General features: G+C 70.1%; 25 protein-coding genes. 14 read left to right on the top strand and 11 right to left on the bottom strand.

The window, feature by feature from the left end; genetic code table 11:
• Positions 1 to 5: 5 nt before the first annotated feature.
• Positions 6 to 881, bottom strand: a complete 876-nt coding sequence (locus ACIOD2_RS49105; protein WP_400552993.1) for a LysR family transcriptional regulator — start codon at positions 879 to 881, stop codon at positions 6 to 8.
• Between the two features lie 67 nt (positions 882 to 948).
• Here ACIOD2_RS49105 and ACIOD2_RS49110 point away from each other — a divergent pair, with 67 nt between their 5' ends.
• Positions 949 to 1407, top strand: coding sequence for a nuclear transport factor 2 family protein (locus tag ACIOD2_RS49110; RefSeq protein ID WP_400552994.1), 459 nt, complete (start codon positions 949 to 951; stop codon positions 1405 to 1407).
• 3 nt (positions 1408 to 1410) lie between these two features.
• Here ACIOD2_RS49110 and ACIOD2_RS49115 read toward each other — a convergent pair whose 3' ends face one another.
• Entirely contained in the window at positions 1411 to 2121 is a 711-nt protein-coding gene (locus tag ACIOD2_RS49115; RefSeq protein ID WP_400552995.1) for a 2OG-Fe dioxygenase family protein, read from the bottom strand.
• Positions 2122 to 2179: 58 nt separating this feature from the next.
• Positions 2180 to 3031 (bottom strand): helix-turn-helix domain-containing protein, encoded by an 852-nt coding sequence (locus ACIOD2_RS49120; RefSeq protein ID WP_400552996.1) that lies wholly within the window; start codon positions 3029 to 3031, stop codon positions 2180 to 2182.
• 381 nt (positions 3032 to 3412) lie between these two features.
• Here ACIOD2_RS49120 and ACIOD2_RS49125 point away from each other — a divergent pair, with 381 nt between their 5' ends.
• On the top strand, positions 3413 to 3847 hold the full coding sequence (locus ACIOD2_RS49125) for a hypothetical protein (RefSeq protein ID WP_400552997.1): 435 nt from the start codon (positions 3413 to 3415) through the stop codon (positions 3845 to 3847).
• A 1-nt stretch (position 3848) separates the two neighbouring features.
• Here ACIOD2_RS49125 and ACIOD2_RS49130 read toward each other — a convergent pair whose 3' ends face one another.
• Both ACIOD2_RS49130 and ACIOD2_RS49135 read right to left on the bottom strand, forming a co-directional pair.
• Positions 3849 to 4157 carry a hypothetical protein gene (locus ACIOD2_RS49130; RefSeq protein ID WP_400552998.1) on the bottom strand — a complete coding sequence of 103 codons (309 nt, stop codon included), beginning with the start codon at positions 4155 to 4157 and terminating at the stop codon, positions 3849 to 3851.
• A gap of 49 nt (positions 4158 to 4206) precedes the next feature.
• On the bottom strand, positions 4207 to 4443 hold the full coding sequence (locus tag ACIOD2_RS49135; protein ID WP_392766259.1) for a three-helix bundle dimerization domain-containing protein: 237 nt from the start codon (positions 4441 to 4443) through the stop codon (positions 4207 to 4209).
• A 171-nt stretch (positions 4444 to 4614) separates the two neighbouring features.
• On the opposite strand from ACIOD2_RS49135, the gene ACIOD2_RS49140 reads away from it, so the two are divergent.
• A complete protein-coding gene (locus ACIOD2_RS49140; RefSeq protein ID WP_400552999.1) occupies positions 4615 to 5541 on the top strand; it encodes a hypothetical protein in 927 nt (308 codons plus the stop codon).
• 87 nt (positions 5542 to 5628) lie between these two features.
• The gene (locus tag ACIOD2_RS49145) at positions 5629 to 6066 is read left to right on the top strand and encodes a L,D-transpeptidase (RefSeq protein ID WP_400553001.1); all 438 of its coding nucleotides are present in this window, start codon (positions 5629 to 5631) and stop codon (positions 6064 to 6066) included.
• 1 nt (position 6067) lies between these two features.
• Here ACIOD2_RS49145 and ACIOD2_RS49150 read toward each other — a convergent pair whose 3' ends face one another.
• Entirely contained in the window at positions 6068 to 6424 is a 357-nt protein-coding gene (locus tag ACIOD2_RS49150; protein WP_400553002.1) for a hypothetical protein, read from the bottom strand.
• Positions 6425 to 6459: 35 nt separating this feature from the next.
• Entirely contained in the window at positions 6460 to 6912 is a 453-nt protein-coding gene (locus ACIOD2_RS49155; protein ID WP_400553003.1) for a hypothetical protein, read from the bottom strand.
• A gap of 99 nt (positions 6913 to 7011) precedes the next feature.
• On the opposite strand from ACIOD2_RS49155, the gene ACIOD2_RS49160 reads away from it, so the two are divergent.
• The 4 genes from ACIOD2_RS49160 to ACIOD2_RS49175 all read left to right on the top strand — a co-directional run bounded on the left by ACIOD2_RS49160 (position 7012) and on the right by ACIOD2_RS49175 (position 10431).
• Positions 7012 to 7548, top strand: coding sequence for a S1 RNA-binding domain-containing protein (locus tag ACIOD2_RS49160; protein ID WP_400553067.1), 537 nt, complete (start codon positions 7012 to 7014; stop codon positions 7546 to 7548).
• 261 nt (positions 7549 to 7809) lie between these two features.
• Positions 7810 to 8076, top strand: a complete 267-nt coding sequence (locus tag ACIOD2_RS49165; protein WP_400553004.1) for a DUF1883 domain-containing protein — start codon at positions 7810 to 7812, stop codon at positions 8074 to 8076.
• Between the two features lie 463 nt (positions 8077 to 8539).
• Complete coding sequence (locus ACIOD2_RS49170; protein ID WP_400553005.1) at positions 8540 to 9142, top strand: SLATT domain-containing protein; 603 nt, start codon at positions 8540 to 8542, stop codon at positions 9140 to 9142.
• Positions 9139 to 10431, top strand: coding sequence for a nucleotidyltransferase (locus tag ACIOD2_RS49175; protein ID WP_400553006.1), 1293 nt, complete (start codon positions 9139 to 9141; stop codon positions 10429 to 10431). Before ACIOD2_RS49170 ends, ACIOD2_RS49175 begins: the two co-directional genes overlap by 4 nt.
• A gap of 278 nt (positions 10432 to 10709) precedes the next feature.
• Here ACIOD2_RS49175 and ACIOD2_RS49180 read toward each other — a convergent pair whose 3' ends face one another.
• Positions 10710 to 12071 carry an NAD-dependent succinate-semialdehyde dehydrogenase gene (locus ACIOD2_RS49180; RefSeq protein ID WP_400553007.1) on the bottom strand — a complete coding sequence of 454 codons (1362 nt, stop codon included), beginning with the start codon at positions 12069 to 12071 and terminating at the stop codon, positions 10710 to 10712.
• Between the two features lie 78 nt (positions 12072 to 12149).
• Here ACIOD2_RS49180 and ACIOD2_RS49185 point away from each other — a divergent pair, with 78 nt between their 5' ends.
• Entirely contained in the window at positions 12150 to 12503 is a 354-nt protein-coding gene (locus tag ACIOD2_RS49185; protein WP_400553008.1) for a VOC family protein, read from the top strand.
• A gap of 5 nt (positions 12504 to 12508) precedes the next feature.
• Here the strand turns inward: ACIOD2_RS49185 and ACIOD2_RS49190 are convergent, their stop codons facing one another.
• On the bottom strand, positions 12509 to 13795 hold the full coding sequence (locus ACIOD2_RS49190) for an ABC transporter substrate-binding protein (RefSeq protein WP_400553009.1): 1287 nt from the start codon (positions 13793 to 13795) through the stop codon (positions 12509 to 12511).
• 129 nt (positions 13796 to 13924) lie between these two features.
• Between ACIOD2_RS49190 and ACIOD2_RS49195 the strand changes: the two genes are divergently transcribed.
• From ACIOD2_RS49195 to ACIOD2_RS49205, 3 genes are all read left to right on the top strand, one after another.
• On the top strand, positions 13925 to 14947 hold the full coding sequence (locus tag ACIOD2_RS49195; protein WP_400553010.1) for a LacI family DNA-binding transcriptional regulator: 1023 nt from the start codon (positions 13925 to 13927) through the stop codon (positions 14945 to 14947).
• A 102-nt stretch (positions 14948 to 15049) separates the two neighbouring features.
• Positions 15050 to 15418 carry a DUF742 domain-containing protein gene (locus tag ACIOD2_RS49200; protein ID WP_323326007.1) on the top strand — a complete coding sequence of 123 codons (369 nt, stop codon included), beginning with the start codon at positions 15050 to 15052 and terminating at the stop codon, positions 15416 to 15418.
• 22 nt (positions 15419 to 15440) lie between these two features.
• Positions 15441 to 16409, top strand: coding sequence for an amidohydrolase family protein (locus tag ACIOD2_RS49205; RefSeq protein ID WP_400553012.1), 969 nt, complete (start codon positions 15441 to 15443; stop codon positions 16407 to 16409).
• On the opposite strand, the gene ACIOD2_RS49210 is transcribed toward ACIOD2_RS49205, so the two are convergent.
• Together ACIOD2_RS49210 and ACIOD2_RS49215 are read right to left on the bottom strand one after the other, a co-directional pair.
• Complete coding sequence (locus tag ACIOD2_RS49210; RefSeq protein ID WP_400553014.1) at positions 16396 to 17229, bottom strand: alpha/beta fold hydrolase; 834 nt, start codon at positions 17227 to 17229, stop codon at positions 16396 to 16398. The genes ACIOD2_RS49205 and ACIOD2_RS49210 overlap by 14 nt on opposite strands.
• A gap of 68 nt (positions 17230 to 17297) precedes the next feature.
• A complete protein-coding gene (locus tag ACIOD2_RS49215) occupies positions 17298 to 17915 on the bottom strand; it encodes a TetR/AcrR family transcriptional regulator (protein WP_400553015.1) in 618 nt (205 codons plus the stop codon).
• Between the two features lie 32 nt (positions 17916 to 17947).
• Between ACIOD2_RS49215 and ACIOD2_RS49220 the strand changes: the two genes are divergently transcribed.
• Both ACIOD2_RS49220 and ACIOD2_RS49225 read left to right on the top strand, forming a co-directional pair.
• On the top strand, positions 17948 to 18811 hold the full coding sequence (locus tag ACIOD2_RS49220; RefSeq protein WP_400553016.1) for an SDR family NAD(P)-dependent oxidoreductase: 864 nt from the start codon (positions 17948 to 17950) through the stop codon (positions 18809 to 18811).
• Positions 18812 to 18925: 114 nt separating this feature from the next.
• A complete protein-coding gene (locus ACIOD2_RS49225; protein ID WP_400553017.1) occupies positions 18926 to 20254 on the top strand; it encodes a purine-cytosine permease family protein in 1329 nt (442 codons plus the stop codon).
• Positions 20255 to 20265: the final 11 nt, after the last annotated feature.

Raw genomic sequence — 20265 nt, forward strand, 5'->3', positions numbered from 1 at the left:
CTGTGTCAGGCGGGTTCGCGCACCAGGTCGGCCGCCGCTTCGGTGAACGCGCGGAGCCGGGCCGTCACGGCGTCGGCGCGCCGGACCAGGGCCCACTCCAGCCGCGGCGCGCCGTCGAGCGGGACGTACGCCAGGTCGGGCCGCGGGTAGTAGCGCCGGATGTGGGCGCCGACCGGCAGCACCCCCTCACCCGCGCCCGCCGACGTCAGCAGCTCCTGAAGCCCGGACGCCGGCCGGGTCACCGCCGCCGGCGCGTGCTCGTCGAGCCACGGGTCCGGCAGCGTGCAGCGCAGCACCGTCACCCGGGCCAGGTCCGCGACCGGCACCGACGCACGCCGCGCGAACGGGTGGTCCGCGGCCATCGCGAGGAAACGCCGCTCCCGCACCAGGACCGGACCGGTGACCAGGCCCGGCGCGTCGAGCGGGAGGCCGGCCAGCACGACGTCGACCTCGCCGCCCCGCAGCCACGGCAGCACCTCGGCCGGCCGGACCTCGCGGAACTCGACCCGGCAGCCCGGCTGCCGGGTCCGGAACAGCTCGGCCACCCCGGCCAGCAGCTGGCCGCCCGCCGCGTCGCCGAACGCGACCCGCAGCGTGCCCGTCACCCCGCGGCCCGCCTCGACCGCCCGGCCGAGCGCCGTCCCGACCGCCGACCACGCGGGCGCCAGGTCGGCCAGCAGCTGACGGCCGACCGGTGTCAGCTCGACCCGGCGGCTGGTCCGGGCGAACAACGGCACGCCGACCCGCCGTTCGAGCTTCCGGATCGTCTGGCTGACCTGCGCGGTCGACACGTGCAGCCGCTCGGCCGTCCGGCCGAAGTGCAGCTCGTCGGCGAGCGTCAGGAACGATTCCACCTCACGTCGCTCCGGCACATCGTTCATCCCCACTTCACGATCGTGGCACAGAAGCGCGTTGATCACCGTCGTGGGCGGAACCAGCCTGGGGTGCGTGACCACCACTTCCGAACTCCACGACCGCGTCGAGATCGTCGACGCCCTGTACCGCTTCGGCCTCGGCCAGGACCTGAAGGACCGGGCGCTGTTCGCGTCGGCGTTCGCCGCCGACGCCGAGGTCGACTTCCGGCCGGCGGCCGCGCGCTGGGGCGCGGCGCCCCCGGTGCTGACCGGCCGGGACGCCATCGTCGACACGATCCTCACGCTCTTCGAGGGCCGCGTCGACACGACCCACCAGGTGACCAACCCGCGCGTCACCGTCGACGGCGACACCGCGCACCTGACCGCGATGGTGGAGGCGCAGCACCTGCTGAGCCCCGCCCACGACACCCACGCGCTGCTGAAGAACCGCTACGACGTGGATCTCGTGCGCGACGGCGGCCGCTGGGTGCTGCGCCGCGTCGTCATCGAAAACGCTTGGTACACCGGCGATCCCGCGGCGATCTTCGGCTGAGCGTCAGGCGACCCGGTAGGTCTCGGGATAGTCCACAGTGCACACCAGCGCGTCCCGGCGGGCGCGCCCGCCGGGCGGGTCGACGAGCGGGCTGGCCGTGTGCAGGAACCGGGCGTCTTCGAACACGATGAGCTGGCCGGGCGCGAGCTGCCGGCGGTGGACCGGAGTGCGCGGGTCCTCGGGGCGGAACAGCGTGGTCTCCGCCCCGTCGCCCTGCCGGTCGACGACGTAGACGAACACGTACTCCTCGCCGTCAGCGTGCGGCCGGGTCACGACGTTCGTGAAGGTCCGGAAGATGTTGACGCCGAAGGTGCCGCGGACCCGCCGCCTGCCGTCCGGCACGAGGTTCAGCGCGGCGCGGATCCACGCCGCGAACAGCGCGTCGTGCACCACCGGGGTCCGCGCGTACTCCCGCCGCTCGGGCCGGCCGCCTCGGCCCTCGATCGCGATCTCGGTGTGCTCGGACAGGTCGGGACCCTCGCCGTGCCAGTGGTACTCGACGACGTCACGGGCCCGCTCGCGGTCGGCGGGGATGTCGCCGGGGTAGCAGCGGAGCACGTCGGGCGTGAAGTACGTGCGGAGCAGGTGGTTCCGGAGCCGGGTGCCGGGGAGCCCGAGCTCGTCGTCGGAGACGACGAGGTAGCCGTCGGTGTCCAGCTGCTTCCGGCGGAGGTGGAGCTCCTCGCCGACGGGACCGGGAAGGTCGAGAGCCATGCGTTCTTCCCAACGTGAAAGGGGAAATGGGGGACCTGCGGCCGGAAAGGGGGAGAACTCAGCCGAACTGCTGGGCCTGGACGGCGCGGATGAGGGTGCGGCTCTCGCCGGGTTCGAGCGAGGCGGCCACCAGTGCGTCGTGGTAGCCGCGGTAGTACCCGACCGTCACGGCCGTTTCGATGTGCCGGAACCCCGCGTGCGTCTCGATGTGCACGATGTCGCGGTCGAGCTCGTCCTCGAACTCGAAGTAGGCGTACATGCAGCCCATCGAGAACAGCGGGGGGTGGCTGAAGGGGAACACGCGCAGCTCGATGTTCGGCTCGGTCGACCGTTCGACCAGGTGGTCCAGCTGGGCCCGCATGATCTCCGGCGACCCGACGAGTTGCCGGAGCGCGCTCTCGTGGGTCACGGCGACCAGTTTCAGCGGCGCGATGCCCTCGCGTTCGGAGAGCGCGTCCTTGCGCCGCTCCCGCAGCTCGACGAGCTGCTCGACCTCTTCGGCCGACCACCAGGGCTCGTGGGAGGAGTACTGCGCGCGGGCGTACTCCGGGGTCTGCAGGAGCACCGGCAGCAGCGGGATCGTGTAGATCCGCGCCACCGTGGCCTCGGACTCGTACGCGAGGTGGGCGTCGAGTCCCGGCGTGGCCGTGGTCTGGGAGTAGTCGGTCCACCAGGCCTTGCGCTGCGACGACCGGACCCAGCGCCCCAGCCGGTCGGCGAGCTGGGTGTTCTCGATCCCGTAGAACTGGATCAGGTCGCGGACGTCCCGGGGCTGCGGGCTGCCCTGCGCGTTCTCCAGCCGGGACAGCTTCGACGTCGAGATCAGCAGCGTCTCGGCCACCTCTTCGAGGGTCCGGCCGGACTCGTCGCGCAGCCGCCTGAGCGTGTCCGCGATCCGGCGTCGCGGCACGATGGGACCTTGGGTGGGGGCCATGGGACCTTCGTTCTGGCAGTGCGCAACGGGCTGTCCGTGATGGGATCCGGTGAGTGGGTTTCCCATCGAGGGGCCACGCTACTCCCTTCGATGCCTTGAGGTGGGACCTACACCCCCTCTGGCGAGGTTCGCTAGGGCGTCGCGGGGTCGACGACTCAATCGAGACCTGGGTTGCGCCGTTCGGGTAGCCCACTATGGGATCTCGCTTTGGGAATTGCAAAACCATCTATCCCGGAGTGACACTTGCAACACAAGCCGGCGGCAGGCCCGGATCCCCGGACGGAAGGACGCACCAAGGGACGACGACAGGGGTGAGGGCCTCGCCCGGCGGACGGCACCGAGCGGAAAGGACCCACCATGCTTGTCGTTTTGAGACCCGGGGCTCTGGCCCGGGTGCTGGCCGTCACCGCGGTGGTCGCCGGCCTGCTCGCGCTCCTGCTGGGCAACGGGCTCACCGAGGGGCCGGCCGGGACGCCCGGCCAGACCTCTCCGGCTCCCGTGCCGACCGGCGACCGGCTCACGCGCACCACGCCGAGCGCCTACCGGGTCGTCGGTACCGCCGGCAGCGGGCTCAACGTCCGCTCCTGCGCGGCCTCGACGTGCCGGCGCGTCGGCTGGCTCGGCGAGGGGGTGACGTTCCAGGCGGACTGCTGGCTCCACGGAACGGCCGTGTCCGGCGACGACCGGTGGCTGCACGGCACCGCGAACGGGCACACCGGGTTCGCCGCCGCGCACTTCCTGCGGGGCGGTGACGCCCCGGAATGCGGCGCGGACGCCGCGCGCGAAAGCTGAGCTACTCGCCGCGCATCGAGCGGCGGATCTCGGCCAGCCTGTCCTTCGCCGCCTGGTCGCGGTCGGCGATCTTCTTGTCGAGGGCCTCGGTCGTGTTCTCCGTGCCCAGCCCGGCCACGTCCTGCGCGCCGAGCGACGTCGTGTACCGGCCTTCGATCTTGTCCCGGACGAAGTCGAAGCTGGGGACGCCGCCCTCGCTGTAGTCCGGGTCCGGCAGGGCCGGTGACGGCAGTGCGAGGGCGGCGGTGGGCGTGTCGTCGACGATCTCGCCGTCCACCACGTTCGGGTCGTCCCCGGGCTTGTCGTTCATCGTCGCTCCTCGCGCAGCCGGTCTGCCACCGACCTTAGCGCCGGAGCGGTCAGTCGCGCCGGTGCTTGGCGGGCGCGGCCAGCGTGGCGCGGACCGCTCGCTCGACCAGGATCGGGACGAAGACGTGGATGCGCGCGTCGGCGAAGCGGGACCGCTCGCGTTCGACGAGGTTGTGGACGGAACTGCTGCTCACGGCGGTGTAGTCGTGGGCCAATCGGTCCTCCACCACCGAGAGCTGCAGGTCCAGCTGCTCGGAAGCGATGGTGTCCAGCGTGGGTGTGCTCATGAAGGGCCTCCCTGCGTCGCGTGACTGGTGAAGTACCCGGCAAGACGACCTGGAGGTGAACTGAAGATGAACGACAGGTGCCGGTCCGGCAGTGGGTAATTCGGCCGTGTGCCGTCGCGGCGGGGTGGTGAATTCTCGACGCGGAAGCCCGCTTGCCGGAGGGAGCAGACCATGAGTGCCGGGGCGTACCACGCCGAAACGACGGAGATGGGGACGGTCGTCAAGGCGGTCGAAGACGTCGGGTCGTCGTTCCTGTCGACCACGCGCGACCTCGAAGGCCTGGTGCTGGACGCCATGTCGTTCGCCGGGATCGGCAGCGGGGTCGCCGCCGCGAACTCGGCGCTGCACTCGCAGCTCGGCAGCGCGCTGCAGAAGTTCCTCAGCCTGATCGGGAACGTCAACCAGAACGTCCAGACGGCCGCGAACGGCTACAACGCCGCGGACGCCGACGTCGCGCGGGGCTACGGCGGCGGCACGCAGACCGCGCAGGTCGCCACCGGCGGTGGCGGGGCGGCGGCCGCGGCGGCCCCGCCGCAGCTCGACCCGCGGGTCGTCGACTCGATCATGGCGTCCGAAGGCGCCACGGGCGAGCAGGGCGGGGTGCCCGAGGCCTACGGGTTCCGGCAGAACATGCACAACGGCTACGACCAGATCATCGCCGCGCGTGAGCAGTACGGGCAGGGCAGCGCCGAGGAGCGCGCCGTCGTCAGCGACCTGATGACCGCGAACGCCCGCACGGCCGGCGCGCTCAACTTCACCGACCCCGGCACGCAGGCCGCGATCATGTCCGGCGCGCACATGCGCGGGGCCGGCGGCGTCCGCGCGATCGTCAACCACATGGCGGGCGACGACATCGTGCGCAGCTCGGGCACGCTCAGCGACGCGGCCGTCCAGCACGCGCAGGGCCTGACGCCCGAGCAGTTCCAGCAGGAGTTCCACGACGCCCGCATCGAGTACGACCGTCAGGTCTACGGCGGCACGACCACCCACCAGGGTGGCCACACGGCGAACTGGTGGGACCGCTACGGCAACGGCCTGACCCAGCGCTACGACCGCGAGCAGAACGAGTTCCTCGGGCTGTCCCAGCCGCAGAACTGATCCGTTCCAATGATCTTCGGGGTGATTCGAAGATCGGGAAACGGGGCACCTTACCTCCTGTAGCCGAACGACAGCGGGAGGCACACGATGAACCGGAGGATGATCGCGGTACTGGGCGGGATCGCCGCCATGGCGGGCACGGTGGTGCTCGCCGGGACGGCGGAAGCGGCTTCAACGCCGTGCAGTGCCGAAGCGAAAGCCTGCGTCCAGCGCAGTACGAACACGGCGTGGTTGACGGACGGCGCCGGGAACGTCACGCACGGCGGGGTCCCGATCACGGTCGGGCTCGCGAAGTACCCGACCCCGCTCGGGACGTTCCACGTGCAGTACAAGGACATCGACCACTACAGCAAGCAGTTCAACGGGCCGATGCCGTATTCGGTGTTCTTCACGAACACCGGGGTCGCGTTCCACCAGGGCAGCCTGAAGGTGAAGTCCCACGGCTGCGTGCACCTTTCGCACGCGGACGCGGTGACGTTCTACAACTCGCTGCACCCGGGTGACGTGGTCCAGGTCGTGGCCTGACCTATCGTCCACTGTGGAGCAGTCCACAGAGGACGGCGCCGAAGACCACGTGGTCGAACACCTGCGGAACGCGGGGAAGTGTGCGCACCGCCGGGTAGGCCCTCGCGACGATCCCGAGATCGAGCGCCGCGATGGCCAGCCCGGCCACGGCACCGCGGGTGACGCCGAGTTCGCAGCGGCGGGCGGCGAAGGTCAGCGCGACGGTCCAGAGGGCCGAGACACCGACGTGCGCGACCAGCCCGGCGGCGACGCCGGGCCGGTCGCGCCGCCCGGGCAGCAGGGTGCCGGCCGCGCGTGTCGCGGCGAGGACGTCACCGTGCGTCAGCAAGGCGTGGGCGGTGGAGGGAATCCCGCTCACCACGGCGGCGATCACTCCCGCCCGGAACGCGCGTCTCACAACGCCGCGAGGTAGGCCGCCACCCGGATCCGCAGCCCGCGGACGTGGGGGAGCGCGATCGTGAACGCGGCGGCGGGGTGGTAACCCGGCAGCCGGTCGCCGTGCGTGCACGGCCCGGCGAAGTAGACGAAGGCGTCTTCGTCGTCGTAGCGGCCGGGGGACCAGCGCGTCGCGTCACCGGCCCGGCGATCCGGGTTTTCGGCGCGCGCGATCCAGTACGCGTGGTGCTTCATCACCTTGGCCAGCTGGACGGCGAACCCGGCGAGGTCGGCTTCCGGCAGCCCGAGCCCGTGCCCGCTCCACACCCGGGGCGTGCGGTAGTCGTCGCCGACGAGGTGGCCGAACGTGACCGAGCCGCCCGTGCACAGCCGGGTCCAGCGAGCGTTTTCCGTTCCCACGGCGAAAGATCCGGGCCATCCGCCCCGGCCGCCGGTGATCTCCAGCGTCATGAGGGAACGATAGTCGATCAAGCGGTGATCGACACCGCCGCGCGGGTTGCGTTCGCTGGTCCGCCCGGCCCAGTGCTCCCGTGACAGACTGGGGGCGTGATGGGCGGGCAGTCCGAGCACCCCGAGCTCTGGGCGTTCCTGGCGGCGCTGCGCAGCGGCGAGGTGCTTTCCGGCACCGTCGCGGCGATCGAACGGTTCGGCGTGTTCGTGGCGCTGGACGAGGGCCCCCGCCACCCGGTCTTCCCCGGGGTCGGGTTCGTCACCTATCCCGAGCTGTCCTGGCGGCGGTTCGAGGCCGCCACCGAGATCGTGCAAGCCGGACAGCGCGTCTCGGGTGAGTTCCTCCAGTTCGACACCTGGAACCTCGAGGCCAGGATGTCCTTGCGGGCGATACAGGCGGATCCGTTCCCGGCGTTCGCCGAGGTCACCACGGTGGGCAGCGAACTGCGCGGAGTCGTCACCGCGCTGTCCCCGATCGGCACCTTCGTCGAGGTCGCCGACGGAATCGAGGGGCTGGTCCCGCCGCGGACACCGGCAGAACCCCAGCCCGAGGCCGGTGCCGAGGTCACGGTCGTCGTCACCGGCATCGACCGAGAGCGCCGCCGGCTCACCCTCAGAGGCCGGTGTCAAGGGTAGACGCTTGCGTCCATCGCGTAGCGACGCCGCAGGCGCCCTTGATGGCGGTCCTCCGGTGTTAAACGATCGCTGACGACGGAGCTTGCCCGCCCTGAATCGGCGCTCCAGCACGACCACGCCAGAACCCCTACCTGCCCAATGTCACCCGATCAGGTCAGATTTGGCCACCTCGGCGTGCCTCGCTTGCTTCAGCCAGCTTCCGTGCTGGACTGGTATTAGCATCGAACATGAGTTCGATCTTGATCAGCACGGTGGCGCACCATGAAATTCCTATACAAGGACCTCGGCGTCCGCACCGCGGGCGACCGGATCAAGTTCACCATCTCCGGCGACGCGATGAACGTACATCTCCTCACGGCGAGCGACTTCGCCGCCTATAAGGCTGGGCGTTCGTACAAGTCCTACGGCGGGCACGCAAACAAGTCGTCGGTCGTACTCGCCACTCCGACTGCCGGCCACTGGTACGGGGTTGTTGACTTCGGGGGCTACCCCGGCAATAGCCAAGTAGCCATCGAGATTCTGGACTGACCAGCGCTCGTCAATCGATCAGCGCGCCCCTGCCTCGATGGAGGTGCGAGATCGATCCGGAGGTAATCAGCCTAGGTTACCGAGGCGGCGCGCTACGCGGTCTTGCACCATCGGCGGACCCGCTCGGCGACCGGCGGCCGAAGCGGAGCGGCAGGCCGTCCATGTCGCCTGTGAGGCGGGCCCGCCGTACGGGCGGTGACGTGCGCGCCGCCGCTGGCGGCGCGCCTTGATCCCATAGAGCCTAATTCGGCACCACCACACGGTGATTGCCGCCGCTAGAAGGACATCAGACTCTCAACGACACGCCGAAGTGCCGTTGCAGCATCTAGAGTGTCGGTGGTCCCAGCCATACTTGAACCCAAGTACAGCGAACGCTCAGTGACCGTCGCTCTTCCACGGCATCAACAGCCTGGGAGGAACCTGCCTGGGTGCACCTCTTGGTCGAGTACGCAGTGGAGAAGAAGTGGCGACAGAGTCAGCAGCTAAGGCGAGACAAGAGGAATACCTGCTCGCGCAGGTCCGCGAGGCGTTCGGCCGGGTGGTCTACAGCCACAAGACCCACGAGAAGCAGGCGGACATCTGCTTTAGGCGATACCGGTGGCAGCAAGGCGTGCTGGTTGCCTTCACGGCAGTTAGCACCGGCACGTTTCTCGCGTCCGTGCTCGGCACGCTGGGCAATCAGGTCGTGACCAGCCTCGCGACCTCGTTCATCGCCCTCGTCGTGAGCGCGCTGAGCCTCGCCTCCAAGAGCTTCAAGTTCAGCGAGGAGTCTGAGGCCCACCGCAGAGTCGCCTCGCGGCTGTGGGACGTACGCGAGTCGTACATGTCGCTGATCACCGACCTGATGTCTGGCGCGACGGTGCCTGCGGATGCTCGTGCGCGCCGCGACGAGCTTCAAGAGGCCACGCGTGCGGCTTACGCCGACGCGCCCAGGACCACGTCCAAAGCCTACGGTCGGGCGCAGGACGGGCTCAAGATCAACGAGGAGCTGACCTTCACCTCGCACGAGATCGACCTGTTCCTCCCAGAGACGCTCCGTCTCAATGAAGACGAGTCGGGACGATGAAGGTAGACGAGATCTTTGACGCTCTGCTCGAGAATCTGAAAGTCGGCGAAACCAGCACCACCATCGCCGCACGGCGCGACGAGATCACGAAGGCGTTGAATAAGGACTTCCGGTCGGTCGAGGGGTCTACGGCGAATCGGCTCATGGTCGGCTCCTACGGCCGGCACACTGCGATCCGCGGCGTATCGGACCTGGACATGATCTACGTCCTCCCGGCTGGTCTCCGCTCGAACTACAGCAGCGAGACGGGTCCACGGAGAATGCTCGACCGTGTTCGGAAGGATCTGACCGCGCGGTACCCGAACACCGGCATACGCGTCGACCAGTGCGTCGTGCGTGTGCAGTTCACGAGCAACAAGTTCAAGTTCGAGGTGCAGCCGGCCTTCGAGAACAGCGATGGCAGTTTCGACTACCCCGACACGAAGGCCAAGAGCTGGAAGGTCACCAAGCCGCGCGCGGAGATCACTGCGACGAAGGGCTGCAACGACCGTACATCGACGAACATGCGCCACCTCGCGCGGATGGCCCGGGCGTGGAAGGACACGAACGGCGTGGCCATGGGTGGCCTGCTCATCGACACGCTCGTCCACCGGTTCTTCTCGACCACGTCCGAGTATGACGACAAGGGAAGCCTCTGGTTCGACCTCATGGTCAGGGACTTCTTCGAGTTCCTCATGAACGAGCCGGACAAGGACTATTACCTCGCGCTGGGCAGCAACCAGCGGGTGAACGTGAAGAAGCGGTTCCAGCCGAAAGCGAAGAAGGCGTACAACCGCTGCCTCGATGCCATCGACAAAGCTGGCAAAGCCTCCGCGAACAAGAAATGGCGCGAGGTGTTTGGGTCGGCAGTTCCGCTGCAGGTCAGCAAGTCCGCCCGCTCGTTCAAAGACACCGAGGAGTTCATTGAGAACCAATACCCCGTCGACATCAGCGAGTCGCTCGAGATCGACTGCAAGGTCACGCAGAACGGATGGCGAACGGCGTCACTTCGGGAGATGCTCAAGAATAAGACCTTGCTGCTCCCGAACAAGGGACTCGACTTCACCATCACCGAGTGCAACATCGCGTACCCGTATGTCGTGAAGTGGAAGGTGTTGAACCGCGGAGACGAGGCCGAGCGTCGGAACAACATTCGCGGAGAAATCATCTCACCCAACAGTTTCGGCAACGCTCGGCACGAGGAAACTCGCTTCCGCGGCGAGCACGTCGTCGAGTGTTACGTCATCAAGGACGGGATCGTGGTTGCACGGGACGCCATCGATGTGCCAATCAGCAACAGCTCCGCTTAGAGTCGGCCTGGAGCCAGCGCCGCCTACGCCAAACCGGGCACCAGTCACTACCGACGCCACAAACTGCCGTTGCAGGACTAGGAGTAATAGGGCGAATCTGCTTCGGATAAAGCATGCTTGATCCGAAGCATGATGGAGTCGTGGATATTCAGGTCGAGCCGTAAGCGGGCTCGCGCGGCGACCAACCGCGTGTTCAAGCCCCGCCGACCGCAGACGGCCCAGGATTCCGAGACGGCCTGACGACGGCCTGGCGGAGCCAAACGCAACAAAACAGCAGGTCAGAGGCGTATCGGTTTCTTGTTCATGAACTCCTCGATGCCCAGCGCACCCAGCTCCCGGCCGATGCCCGAGCGCTTGATCCCGCCGAACGGGAGATCCGCCTCCGAGCCGCCTGACTTGTTCAGGTAGACCATGCCCGCCTCGATCGACCTCGCCACCCTGGTCGTGCGGGCGCGGTCGGTGCCGAAGACGCTCGCGCCCAGGCCGAACGGCGTGTCGTTGGCCAGGGCGATCGCCTCCTCTTCCGTCTCCGCGCGGAACACCAGGACCACCGGGCCGAAGATCTCCTCGTGGTAGGCCGCCATTTCCGGTGTCACGTCGGTGAGGACCGTGGCCTCCAGGAAGGCGCCCGGGCCGGGGACGCGGTGGCCGCCCGCGCGCAGCGTCGCGCCTTCGCGGATCGCCGTCTCGACCTGGGCGGCGACCTCGTCGGCCGCCGCGATCGAGGCCAGCGGGGGCAGGGTCGTCGCCGGGTCCGCCGGGTCGCCCGGTACGAAGTACTCCGTGACGCGCTTGGCCAGCCGGTCGACGAACTCGTCGTAGAGCTCGCCCAGCACGATCATCCGCTTGGGCGCGTTGCAGGACTGGCCGCAGTTGCGCATCCGGGCGGTCGCGGTGACCTTCACCGTCTCGTCCAGGTCGTCGGTGTCCAGCACGATCAGCGGGTCGGACCCGCCCAGCTCCAGGACGCACTTCTTGAGGTTCCGCCCGGCCTCGGCCGCGACGGAGATCCCGGCCTGCTCGCTGCCGGTCAGCGAGACGCCCTGGATGCGCGGGTCGGCGAGCATCCACGGCACCTGCCTGCTGGAGGCGAAGACGTTCACGTAGGCGTCTTCGGGCACGCCGGCGTCCCGCAGCACCCGCTCGATCGCCTCGGCCGAGCGCGGGCAGATCGACGCGTGCTTGAGCAGGATCGTGTTGCCCAGCACCAGGTTCGGCGCGACGAACCGCGCGACCTGGTAACACGGGAAGTTCCACGGCATGACGCCGAGCAGCGCGCCGATCGGCTCCTTGGTGAGCACGGCCTCACCGCCGCGGATCGGCAGCGGCTCGTCCGCGAGCAGCTCCGGGCCGCGTTCGCCGTAGTACCGGAAGATGTCGACGACGACGCCCACCTCGCCGCGGCCTTCGTTGATCCGCTTCCCCATTTCGAGGGTCATGATCGCGGCCAGCTCGTCGGCGCGTTCGGCGAACAGCTCCGCGGCCCGCAGGACGATCGCGGCCCGCTCGGCGACCGGCCGGCGCCGCCAGGCCTGGTATCCGCCGTGCACCCGCCCGATCGCGGCGCGCACCTCGTCGTCGGTCGCGTTCGGGATTTCCTCGACCAGCTCACCCGTCGCGGGGTCGGTGACTGAATACATGCCGACAGCGTAGCCTACAGGATACTGTATACACTAGCCTCGCCCGTTTTGTCGGACCTCCCGGGCATCATGGGCCGCATGATCGGAACCTGGCACGGCCTCGTCCTCGACTGTCCCGACCCGGGCGCCCTCGCGGCGTTCTACCAGGAGCTGCTCGGCATGGTCCGGGTGCAGGACGGCGAGGACTTCGTCGTCATCGGGGACGCGCCGGACCGCCCCGGGGTGGCCTTCGCGCGGGTGCCCGGCCTGCGCGCGCCCGGGTGGCCCGAGGGTGACCCGCCGCAGCAGATGCACTTCGACGTGCGGGTCGAGGACCTCGACGTCGCCCAGGAGCAGGTGCTGGCGCTCGGGGCGAGTCCGCTCAAGGGCGGCGAGCGGTTCCGCGTCTTCGCCGACCCCGCCGGGCACCCGTTCTGCTTGGTGTCCTGGTGACACCGTTACGGGATGATGCCCCGCGACGCCAGCGCGTCCGCCAGGCGCTCGCGCAGCTCCTGCGCCGTGGCCTGGACGTCGATCTCCGCCGGGGGTGAGAGCACCTTCGAGATCACCGTCGAGAGGTTCTGGTACGCCGGGGTCAGGGGGCGGACCGCCGCGTCCGTCAGCGCCGCCTGGATGTCGCCCTTCATCGGGTACTGGTCGGCCATCGTCGGGTTTTCCTTCGGGTCACCCGGTTTCGCCGGGTCGAGCGGGGCCGTGTCGCGGTAGATCGACGCGAGACTCGGCGGGATACCGTCGACCAGGGCCTGGTACTTCTGGCTCGACGCGTTGCGCAGGCACAGCGCCGCTTCGAACGCCTCCGGCTTGTGCTGCGAGTACGTGCTGACGGCCAGGTTGAACCCGCCGATCGTCACCCGGCTCGCCTGGCCGGGCACCACCGACGGGTACCGCGTCCACTTGAAGTGGCTCAGCTCCTGCGGCTTCTCCTTGGCGTAGGAGGCGTACACGAACGGCCAGTTCAGCTCGGTCGCCGCCTGCCCGCGCTGGAACGCCTGCCGGATCTCGTCCTCTTTCTGGTTCGTCAGCGACGGGTCGGTGATCCCCGCGGTGGTGAGCCGCTTGAGCAGCTCGAGGGCCTTCACCGCGCCGTCGTCCATCACCACGGACTTGCCGTCGTCGGACAGGATGTGCCCGCCCGCCGACGCCACCAGCGTGTTGTAGAAGACGACCAGCCCCTCGTACTGCGCGCCGGTGAACACGACCTGGTACGGCTTCCCGGCCGCCTTCAGCTGCTGCGCCTGGTCCATCAGCTGGTCGAACGTCTTGGGCGGCGTCGGCGTGATCCGGTCGTCGTACCAGAGCAGCTGGACGTTCGTGTTCTTCGTCGCGCCGTAGAGCTTTCCGTTCCACTTGGCCGTGGCCAGCGGGCCGGGCAGGACGTCGCGGGTGGCGGCCGCGGCGTCGGCGCCGGTCCACTCCTGCGCCCAGCCCGCCTCGGCGAACTCGGGCACCCAGGTGACGTCGAGGCCGAGCACGTCCAGCGACGTGTCTCCCGCGGCGAGCCGGCGCACCATCTGCTCGCGCTGGCCGTCCGCCCCGCGGGGCAGTTTGTTGTAGACGATCTTGTACCGGCCGCCGGCTTCCTGCGTGCACTTGTCGACCACGGTCTGGAGGTGGTCCTCCGGTGAGATGTAGAGGTTGATCGTCGTGCCCGAGCTCCCGGAGCACGCGACCAGCGCGGTGCCCGCCAGGAGTGCGGCGCCCACGACGGGGAGGATCTGGCGCATGTCGGCCTCCTTGCCGGACAGGCCACGCTGATTGCAAGCGCTTGCAGCGATGATTATCCTCGATCAAGGTGGGTGTCAATCCGCCAACCGTGAGTTAATGCAAGCGCTTGCAACGCCGGGAGTGGGGGAATGCCGGACAAGCTCGACGACGTCGCCCGGCTCGCCGGGGTCTCCGCGGCGACCGTTTCGCGGGCTCTGCGGGGCGTGCGGGGAGTCGCCGAAGGCACGCGGGCGCGGGTGCTGGCGGCCGCCGCGGAGCTCGGGTACGCGGTCTCACCCGCCGCGTCGAGCCTGGCCACGGGCCGGACCGGCACGGTCGGCGTGATCGTGCCGTACGTCGATCGCTGGTACTTCTCGCGGATCATCTCGGGGGTCGAGCGCGTGCTGCGCGAGGCCGGGATCAGCCTGCTGCTCTACAACCTCGGTGACGACGCGGGCCGCGCCCGGTTCTTCGCCGACCTCCCGCTGCGCCGCCGCGTCGACGCGGTGCTCGTGCTCTCCCTGCCGCTTTCCGAGGCCGAACGCGCGCTGCTGCTGGGCCTCGGCACACCGCTCGTCACGGTCGGCACCGAGGAGCCGGGCGCGGACTCCGTCGGGATCGACGACCACGGCGCGGCGGTGACCGCGATGCGCCACCTGGTCCAGCTCGGGCACCGCGAAATCGGGTTCATCGGCGAAACCGCGCCGGTGCCGCTCGGGTTCACGACGCCGCTGCGCCGGCTGGCGGCCTACCGCGAGGTCTACCACGCGGTGTGCCGGGAGGACGGCCGCGAGCCGGAAGCCGCCTTCGAGACCGGCGGCGGGTTCACCGTCACCGGCGGGGAACAGGCGATGGGCACCCTGCTCGGCCTGCCCCGGCGGCCGAGTGCGGTGTTCGCGGCGTCCGACGAGATGGCGTTCGGGGCGCTGCGGGCGCTCCGCCGGGCCGGGCTGCGGGTGCCGCACGACGTCTCGGTGCTCGGGTTCGACGACCACGACCTGGCCGGCCTGCTCGAGCTGAGCACCGTCGCGCAGCCGGTGGCCGAGCTCGGCGAGCACGCCGGACGGCGGCTGCTCGCGCGATTGTCCGAGGGAAAAATCCTGACATCCCCGGCGATTCTCCGGACAAGACTAGTCCTTCGCGGCAGTACCGCTCCGCCGACGACGCGTTGACCTGCACTTTCTCCGGCGTTGCTCTGTTCGGTCGATTGCGGCCGAGTCGATCAAAGAGTCAAATAATCGCCGACAAGGATTAATCGCCGTGAGGAGCTGGCTGTGCACTGGGGGTCCGTGCTCGAAGAAGGCGGGGCGGGCATGGTCCGTCCGTACTTCCGCACCCATGGCCGTACGCGGCCTACGCGAGATCTCCCGGTCGAGACATTGGTCTCGACCACTCCGCGGGGCCGGGCGGTGGTGCGGGGGAGTTCGCGGGAGGAATCGGAGATCTGCGCCCTGCTGCGCACCTCCCAGTCGGTCGCCGAGGTCGCGGCCCTGCGCCGGATCCCGCTGGGGGTGGCGCGGGTCCTGCTGTCCGACCTCGCCGACCGCGGCCTGGTCGCGGTGCACACCGCCCGGATGACCTCGGGCAACCGGCCGAGCCTCGACCTGATGCACCGGATCCTGCGGGGCCTCAGCGCGTTGTGACCCGTCGCGGGATGATCGATCCGTGACGCTCATCGCCATCGAAGAACACTGGTTCACGCCGGAGCTGACGGCCGCCCTCGCGGGCCGCGACGAAAGCCTCGCCTTCAACGAGCGCGACGGCAACCAGGAACGACTGCGGGACCTGGGCGCGGGCCGGATCGCGACGCTGGACGAGCAGGGCATCGACGTCTCGATCGTCGCGCTGGCGCCACCCGGGACCCAGCCGCTGCCGCCCGGGGACGCCCTGCGCCTGAGCCGCGCCGCGAACGACGTCGCCGCGGCGGCCGTCGAGGCTCATCCGTCGCGGTTGCGGGCGCTGTCGACGCTGCCCCTGTCGTCCCCGCCGGACGTCGCGGGGGAGCTGGAACGGGCCGCGGGGCTGGGACACGTGGGCACCATGGTCTACGGCCGCTCGGGTGAGGTCTTCCTCGACGACCCGGCCTACGACGGGTTCTTCGCCGCCGCGGCGCGGCTCGGGCAGCCGGTGTTCATCCACCCCCAGCTGCCGTCGGCCGCCGTCCGGGACGCGTCGTACCGCGGCTTCGACCCCGCGACCGAGCTCGCCCTCGCGACCTACGGCTGGGGCTGGCACCTGGACACCGCGACCGCGGCCCTGCGGCTGATCCTGCGCGGCACCTTCGACCGGCACCCCGAGCTGCAGGTCGTGCTCGGCCACTGGGGTGAGATGCTGCTGTTCTGGCTGGACCGGGCCGAGAGCGCGGGCCGCGCCGCCGGCCTGCCGCGGCCGATCGCCGACTACCTGCGCTCGAACTTCCACATCACCTGCTCGGGCATGTTCAACCCGGCGCTGCTTCGGCACGCCCTGTCGGTGGTTCCCGTCGACCGGCTGCTCTTCTCGACCGACTACCCCTACCTGCGGCCGGGCCGGGACGAGATCGGCACCTTCCTCGGGCACTTCGAGTCCGATGTGGACCGTGAGAAGTTCGCGTCGGGCAACGCGGAACGCCTGTTCGGCCTCAGCGCGCGGTGAACTCGCGGATCAGCCGCGCGAACTCCGCCGGCCGGTCCAGCGGCAGCAGCGTGTAGCTGTCCGCCACCTCGGCGAGCTCTCCCTTGGGCAGCAACGCCGCCAGGCGCTTCCCGTGGTCCAGGGGCATCACGCGGTCCTCGCTCGCCCAGGCGACCAGCACCGGGCGGTCGAACGCCGGCAGGCGCTCGGTCGGCTCGAGCAGGAAGCCCGGGTCCGCGCCGGCCGCGCGCAGCATCCGCACGGTGTCGCGGCGGATCGCCGCGTCGGCCAGCAGCGGGCGCACCCAGCCGGCTGTCGTCGCGTCGCCGCGCTTGGTCAACCAGCCGAACGCGATCGGCAGCCGGCGGACCGCGCGCAGACGCATCTGCTGCATGAACGCCCCGAACAGGCCGGGGGACAGCTTGCCCGTCGCCACCAGCGTCTTGCCGGTGAGCCCGGGCGGGAAGTTGTCGAAGGCCTCGCACGAGCCGAGCACCACGCGGCTGACCCGGGACGCGCCGTCCGCCATCAGCAGCTGGACCAGCGCACCGCCGGTGTCGACGCCGACCAGCGTCACGTCGCGCAGGTCCAGCCGTGAGAGGAACTCGCCCAGCAGCCGGGCGATCCCGGGCAGCGACAGGTCGGCGTCCTCGCGCATCGGGTGCCGGTGCGCGCCCAGTGGCAGCGTCGGGACGACGCAGCGGTGGTCGGGCGCCAGGTGCGCGACCGGGCCGTCCCACAGCGAACCGGCCATCAGCAGGCCGTGGACCAGCACGACGACCGGGCCCGGCCCGCCGGTGTCGGTGTACTCGACGGTCCCCGCGGACAGTGCGACCTGCATGCCGGCCTCCCAGTGACGTCCCTCTGGACAGAAGTGAACCACGCGGTTCGCAAACTGTCGAGGAATCCTCAGCCGGCCGCTTCCTCCCGTTCGACCGCGCGCAGCAGCGCCGCGAACCCGGCTTCCGCGCCGGAGCCGTCTTCGCTGGTCAGCAGGTCCACCAGGAACCCGCGCAGGGTCGCCAGGATCATCTCCGCGACCTCGTGTTTGCGCTGGTCAGGCCAGTGCGGCGGGCAGAATGACACGAGCGTCGGCAGGTACTGCTGCGACGCGCCCCGGCCGAGGGCGGCGTACCGGCCCGGGTCGTACATCGCCAGGCCCATCGCCTGGTCGAGCACCCGCCGCAGCTGCGACTCCTCGTCGCGCAGGCTGTGCCACGCCGCCCGGACGCGGGCGGTGAGCGTGGCCGCCTCGGCGGTGCCCGCCGCCAGCGCGTTGCCGATCCGGCGTTCGCGCAGGGTGACGACCGCCTGGCGGAGCAGGTCCTCGGCGCCGTCGAAGTGGTAGAGCAGCACCTTGTGCGTCGTCCCGGCCGCGCGCGCGGCCCGCCGGAGCGAGAAGTCGACGAGGCCGTTCTCCGCGACGTCGTCGGTCACCTTGTCCAGCAGTGCCCGGCGCCGGGCCTCCCCGCGCGGCGATCCCGCCGATCGCCGGTAGCCGGCGCGTTCCCCGGTAGCGTTGTCCACGCGAGACAGCTTGGCACGGGGAGGGGACGTTCATGCGGGTGCTGGTGACCGGGGGCAACGCCGGGATCGGCTACTTCGCCGCCGAGCAGCTGGCCTCGGCCGGCGCGGAGGTCGTGATCGGCAGCCGCGACCCGGCGAAGGCGGAAGCCGCGCGGGCAGCCATCCGTTCGCAGGTCTCCGGGGCGAAGGTCGACTACGTCCGGCTCGACCTCGCCGACCTGGCCTCGCTCGAAGATCTCGACCCGGGCGAGCTCGACGCCGTCGTCTGCAACGCCGGGGTCATGCTCGACCACCCGCCGCGGCGCGAGACGGCCGACGGCCACGAAATGATGTTCGGCACCAACCATCTCGGCCACTTCGCCCTCGTGGCTCGGCTGCTGCCGAAGCTCGTCCCGGAGGGCCGGATCGTCACCACCGGCAGCTTCGCGGCGAAGTCGTCGAGCCTCGACTTCGCCGACCTCCAGAGCGAGCGCGACTACCAGCCGAAACGCGCGTACGAGCGGTCCAAGCTGGCCCAGATGCTGTTCGCGGTGGAGCTCGACCGGCGGCTGCGGGCCGCGGGGTCGAAGCGGCTGAGCGTGCTCGCGCACCCGGGCGGTGCGCTCGACTCGCTGACGCCGTCCCGGCCGCCCGTGCACGTCCGCACCGCCGGCCAGTGGCTGCGCGGCGTCCCGGCCCGGGTGGCGCTGCAGGGCAAGGACGCCGGCGCGCGTCCCGCCGTCCGCGCGGTGCTCGGCCCGGACGTCGCGGGCGGGCAGCTGTGGGGGCCGCGGACGTTCGGCCTGCGTGGCCGCCCCCGGCTCGAACCGCGCTGGGCGAACCTGGCCGAAGAAGCGGCCGCGTCGCGGTTGTGGGCGGAGAGTGTCACGCTGACCGGGCTGGACCCGCTGGGCTGACCGTGCGACCTGCACAGTCCTGACGCTGCGGATGTGCACATCGCACGGTGACGTCTCCGGGAGGGCTGCTTACGGTCTGGGCAACCGTTCCCCAGCCCGGAGAAGGAGGTCGACGTGGCCTCAACAGTCGGTGTCGACGACTATGCCCTGACCAGAGTGCCGGACCACGCCCGGTACTCGTGGTGGTCGGTCGCGGTCCAGCGGTTCGGCCAGGTTTCCGCTCTGTCCCAGTTCCTGCTCGGCGCCACCGTCGGCTTCGGGATGGGCTTCTGGCCGGCGGTGCTGGCGTTCACCCTCGGCTCGGTCATCCTCGAGCTCATCACCATCCTCGTCGGCGTCATCGGCGTCCGCGAGGGCCTCTCGACGTCCATGATCGCCCGCTGGACCGGCTTCGGCCGCGGCGGCTCGGCGCTCATCGGGCTCGCCATCGGGATCAGCCTCATCGGCTGGTTCGGCATCCAGTCCGCGGTCTCCGCCCAAGGCCTCGTCGCGCTCATCGGCGGCCTGCCGGAGTGGGGCTGGGCGCTCGTGTTCGGCCTGCTCGTCACCGCGATCGTGGTGCGGGGCTTCCACTCCATGGCCTGGACGGCGTACCTGACCGTCCCGGCGTTCCTGATCCTGGTCGGCTGGTCGGTCATTTCGGAGCTGACCCGCCACGACGTCGGCGCGCTCGTCTCCTCGGCCCCGCCCGGGCCGGCGCTGAGCCTGCTGCAGGGCACCACCCTGGTGGCCGGCGGTTTCATCGTCGGCGCCGTGATCACCCCGGACATGACCCGCTTCAACCGGTCCACTTCGGACGTCGTCAAGCAGACGCTCGTCGGGATCACCCTCGGCGAGTACGTCATCGGCCTGTCCGGTGTGCTGCTCGCGCACGCCGTCGGCTCGGCCGGGATCACCACGATCGTGACGTCGTCGGTCGGCTGGATCGGATTGCTGATCGTCATCGCGGGCACGATGAAGATCAACGACTGGAACCTGTACTCCTCCGGGCTCGGCGTCGTGAACTTCATCGGCACCGTGTCCGGCCGCAAGGCCCACCGCGGGCTCGTCACGGCCGCGCTCGGCCTGGCCGGCAGCGTGCTCGCCGCGGCCGGGATCCTGGCGAAGTTCACCGACTTCCTCACCGTGCTGGGCGTCGCGTTCCCGCCGATCGCCGGGATCATGGTCGCCGAGTACTTCGTGGTCAAGAAGTGGCGCGGTGACCTGGAATCCGCCCGGGCGCGCGGCACGCTGCCCGACGACGCGCCGCTGTGGGTGCCCGCCACGATCGTCGTCTGGATCGCCGCGGCGCTCTTCGGCGAGTTCGTCGAATGGGGCCTGCCGAGCATCAACTCGCTCGTCGTGGCCTTCGTCCTGTACGTCGTCGCCGGGAAGCTCGGCCTGGTGCGGGGGTTCGGCAGCAGCCGGACCGCCGACGCCGCTCCCGCCGTCCAGACCGCTTAAGGAGAATCTTC

Origin of the sequence: Amycolatopsis sp. NPDC088138, from assembly GCF_044741685.1 — a bacterium.
GTDB lineage: Bacteria > Actinomycetota > Actinomycetes > Mycobacteriales > Pseudonocardiaceae > Amycolatopsis.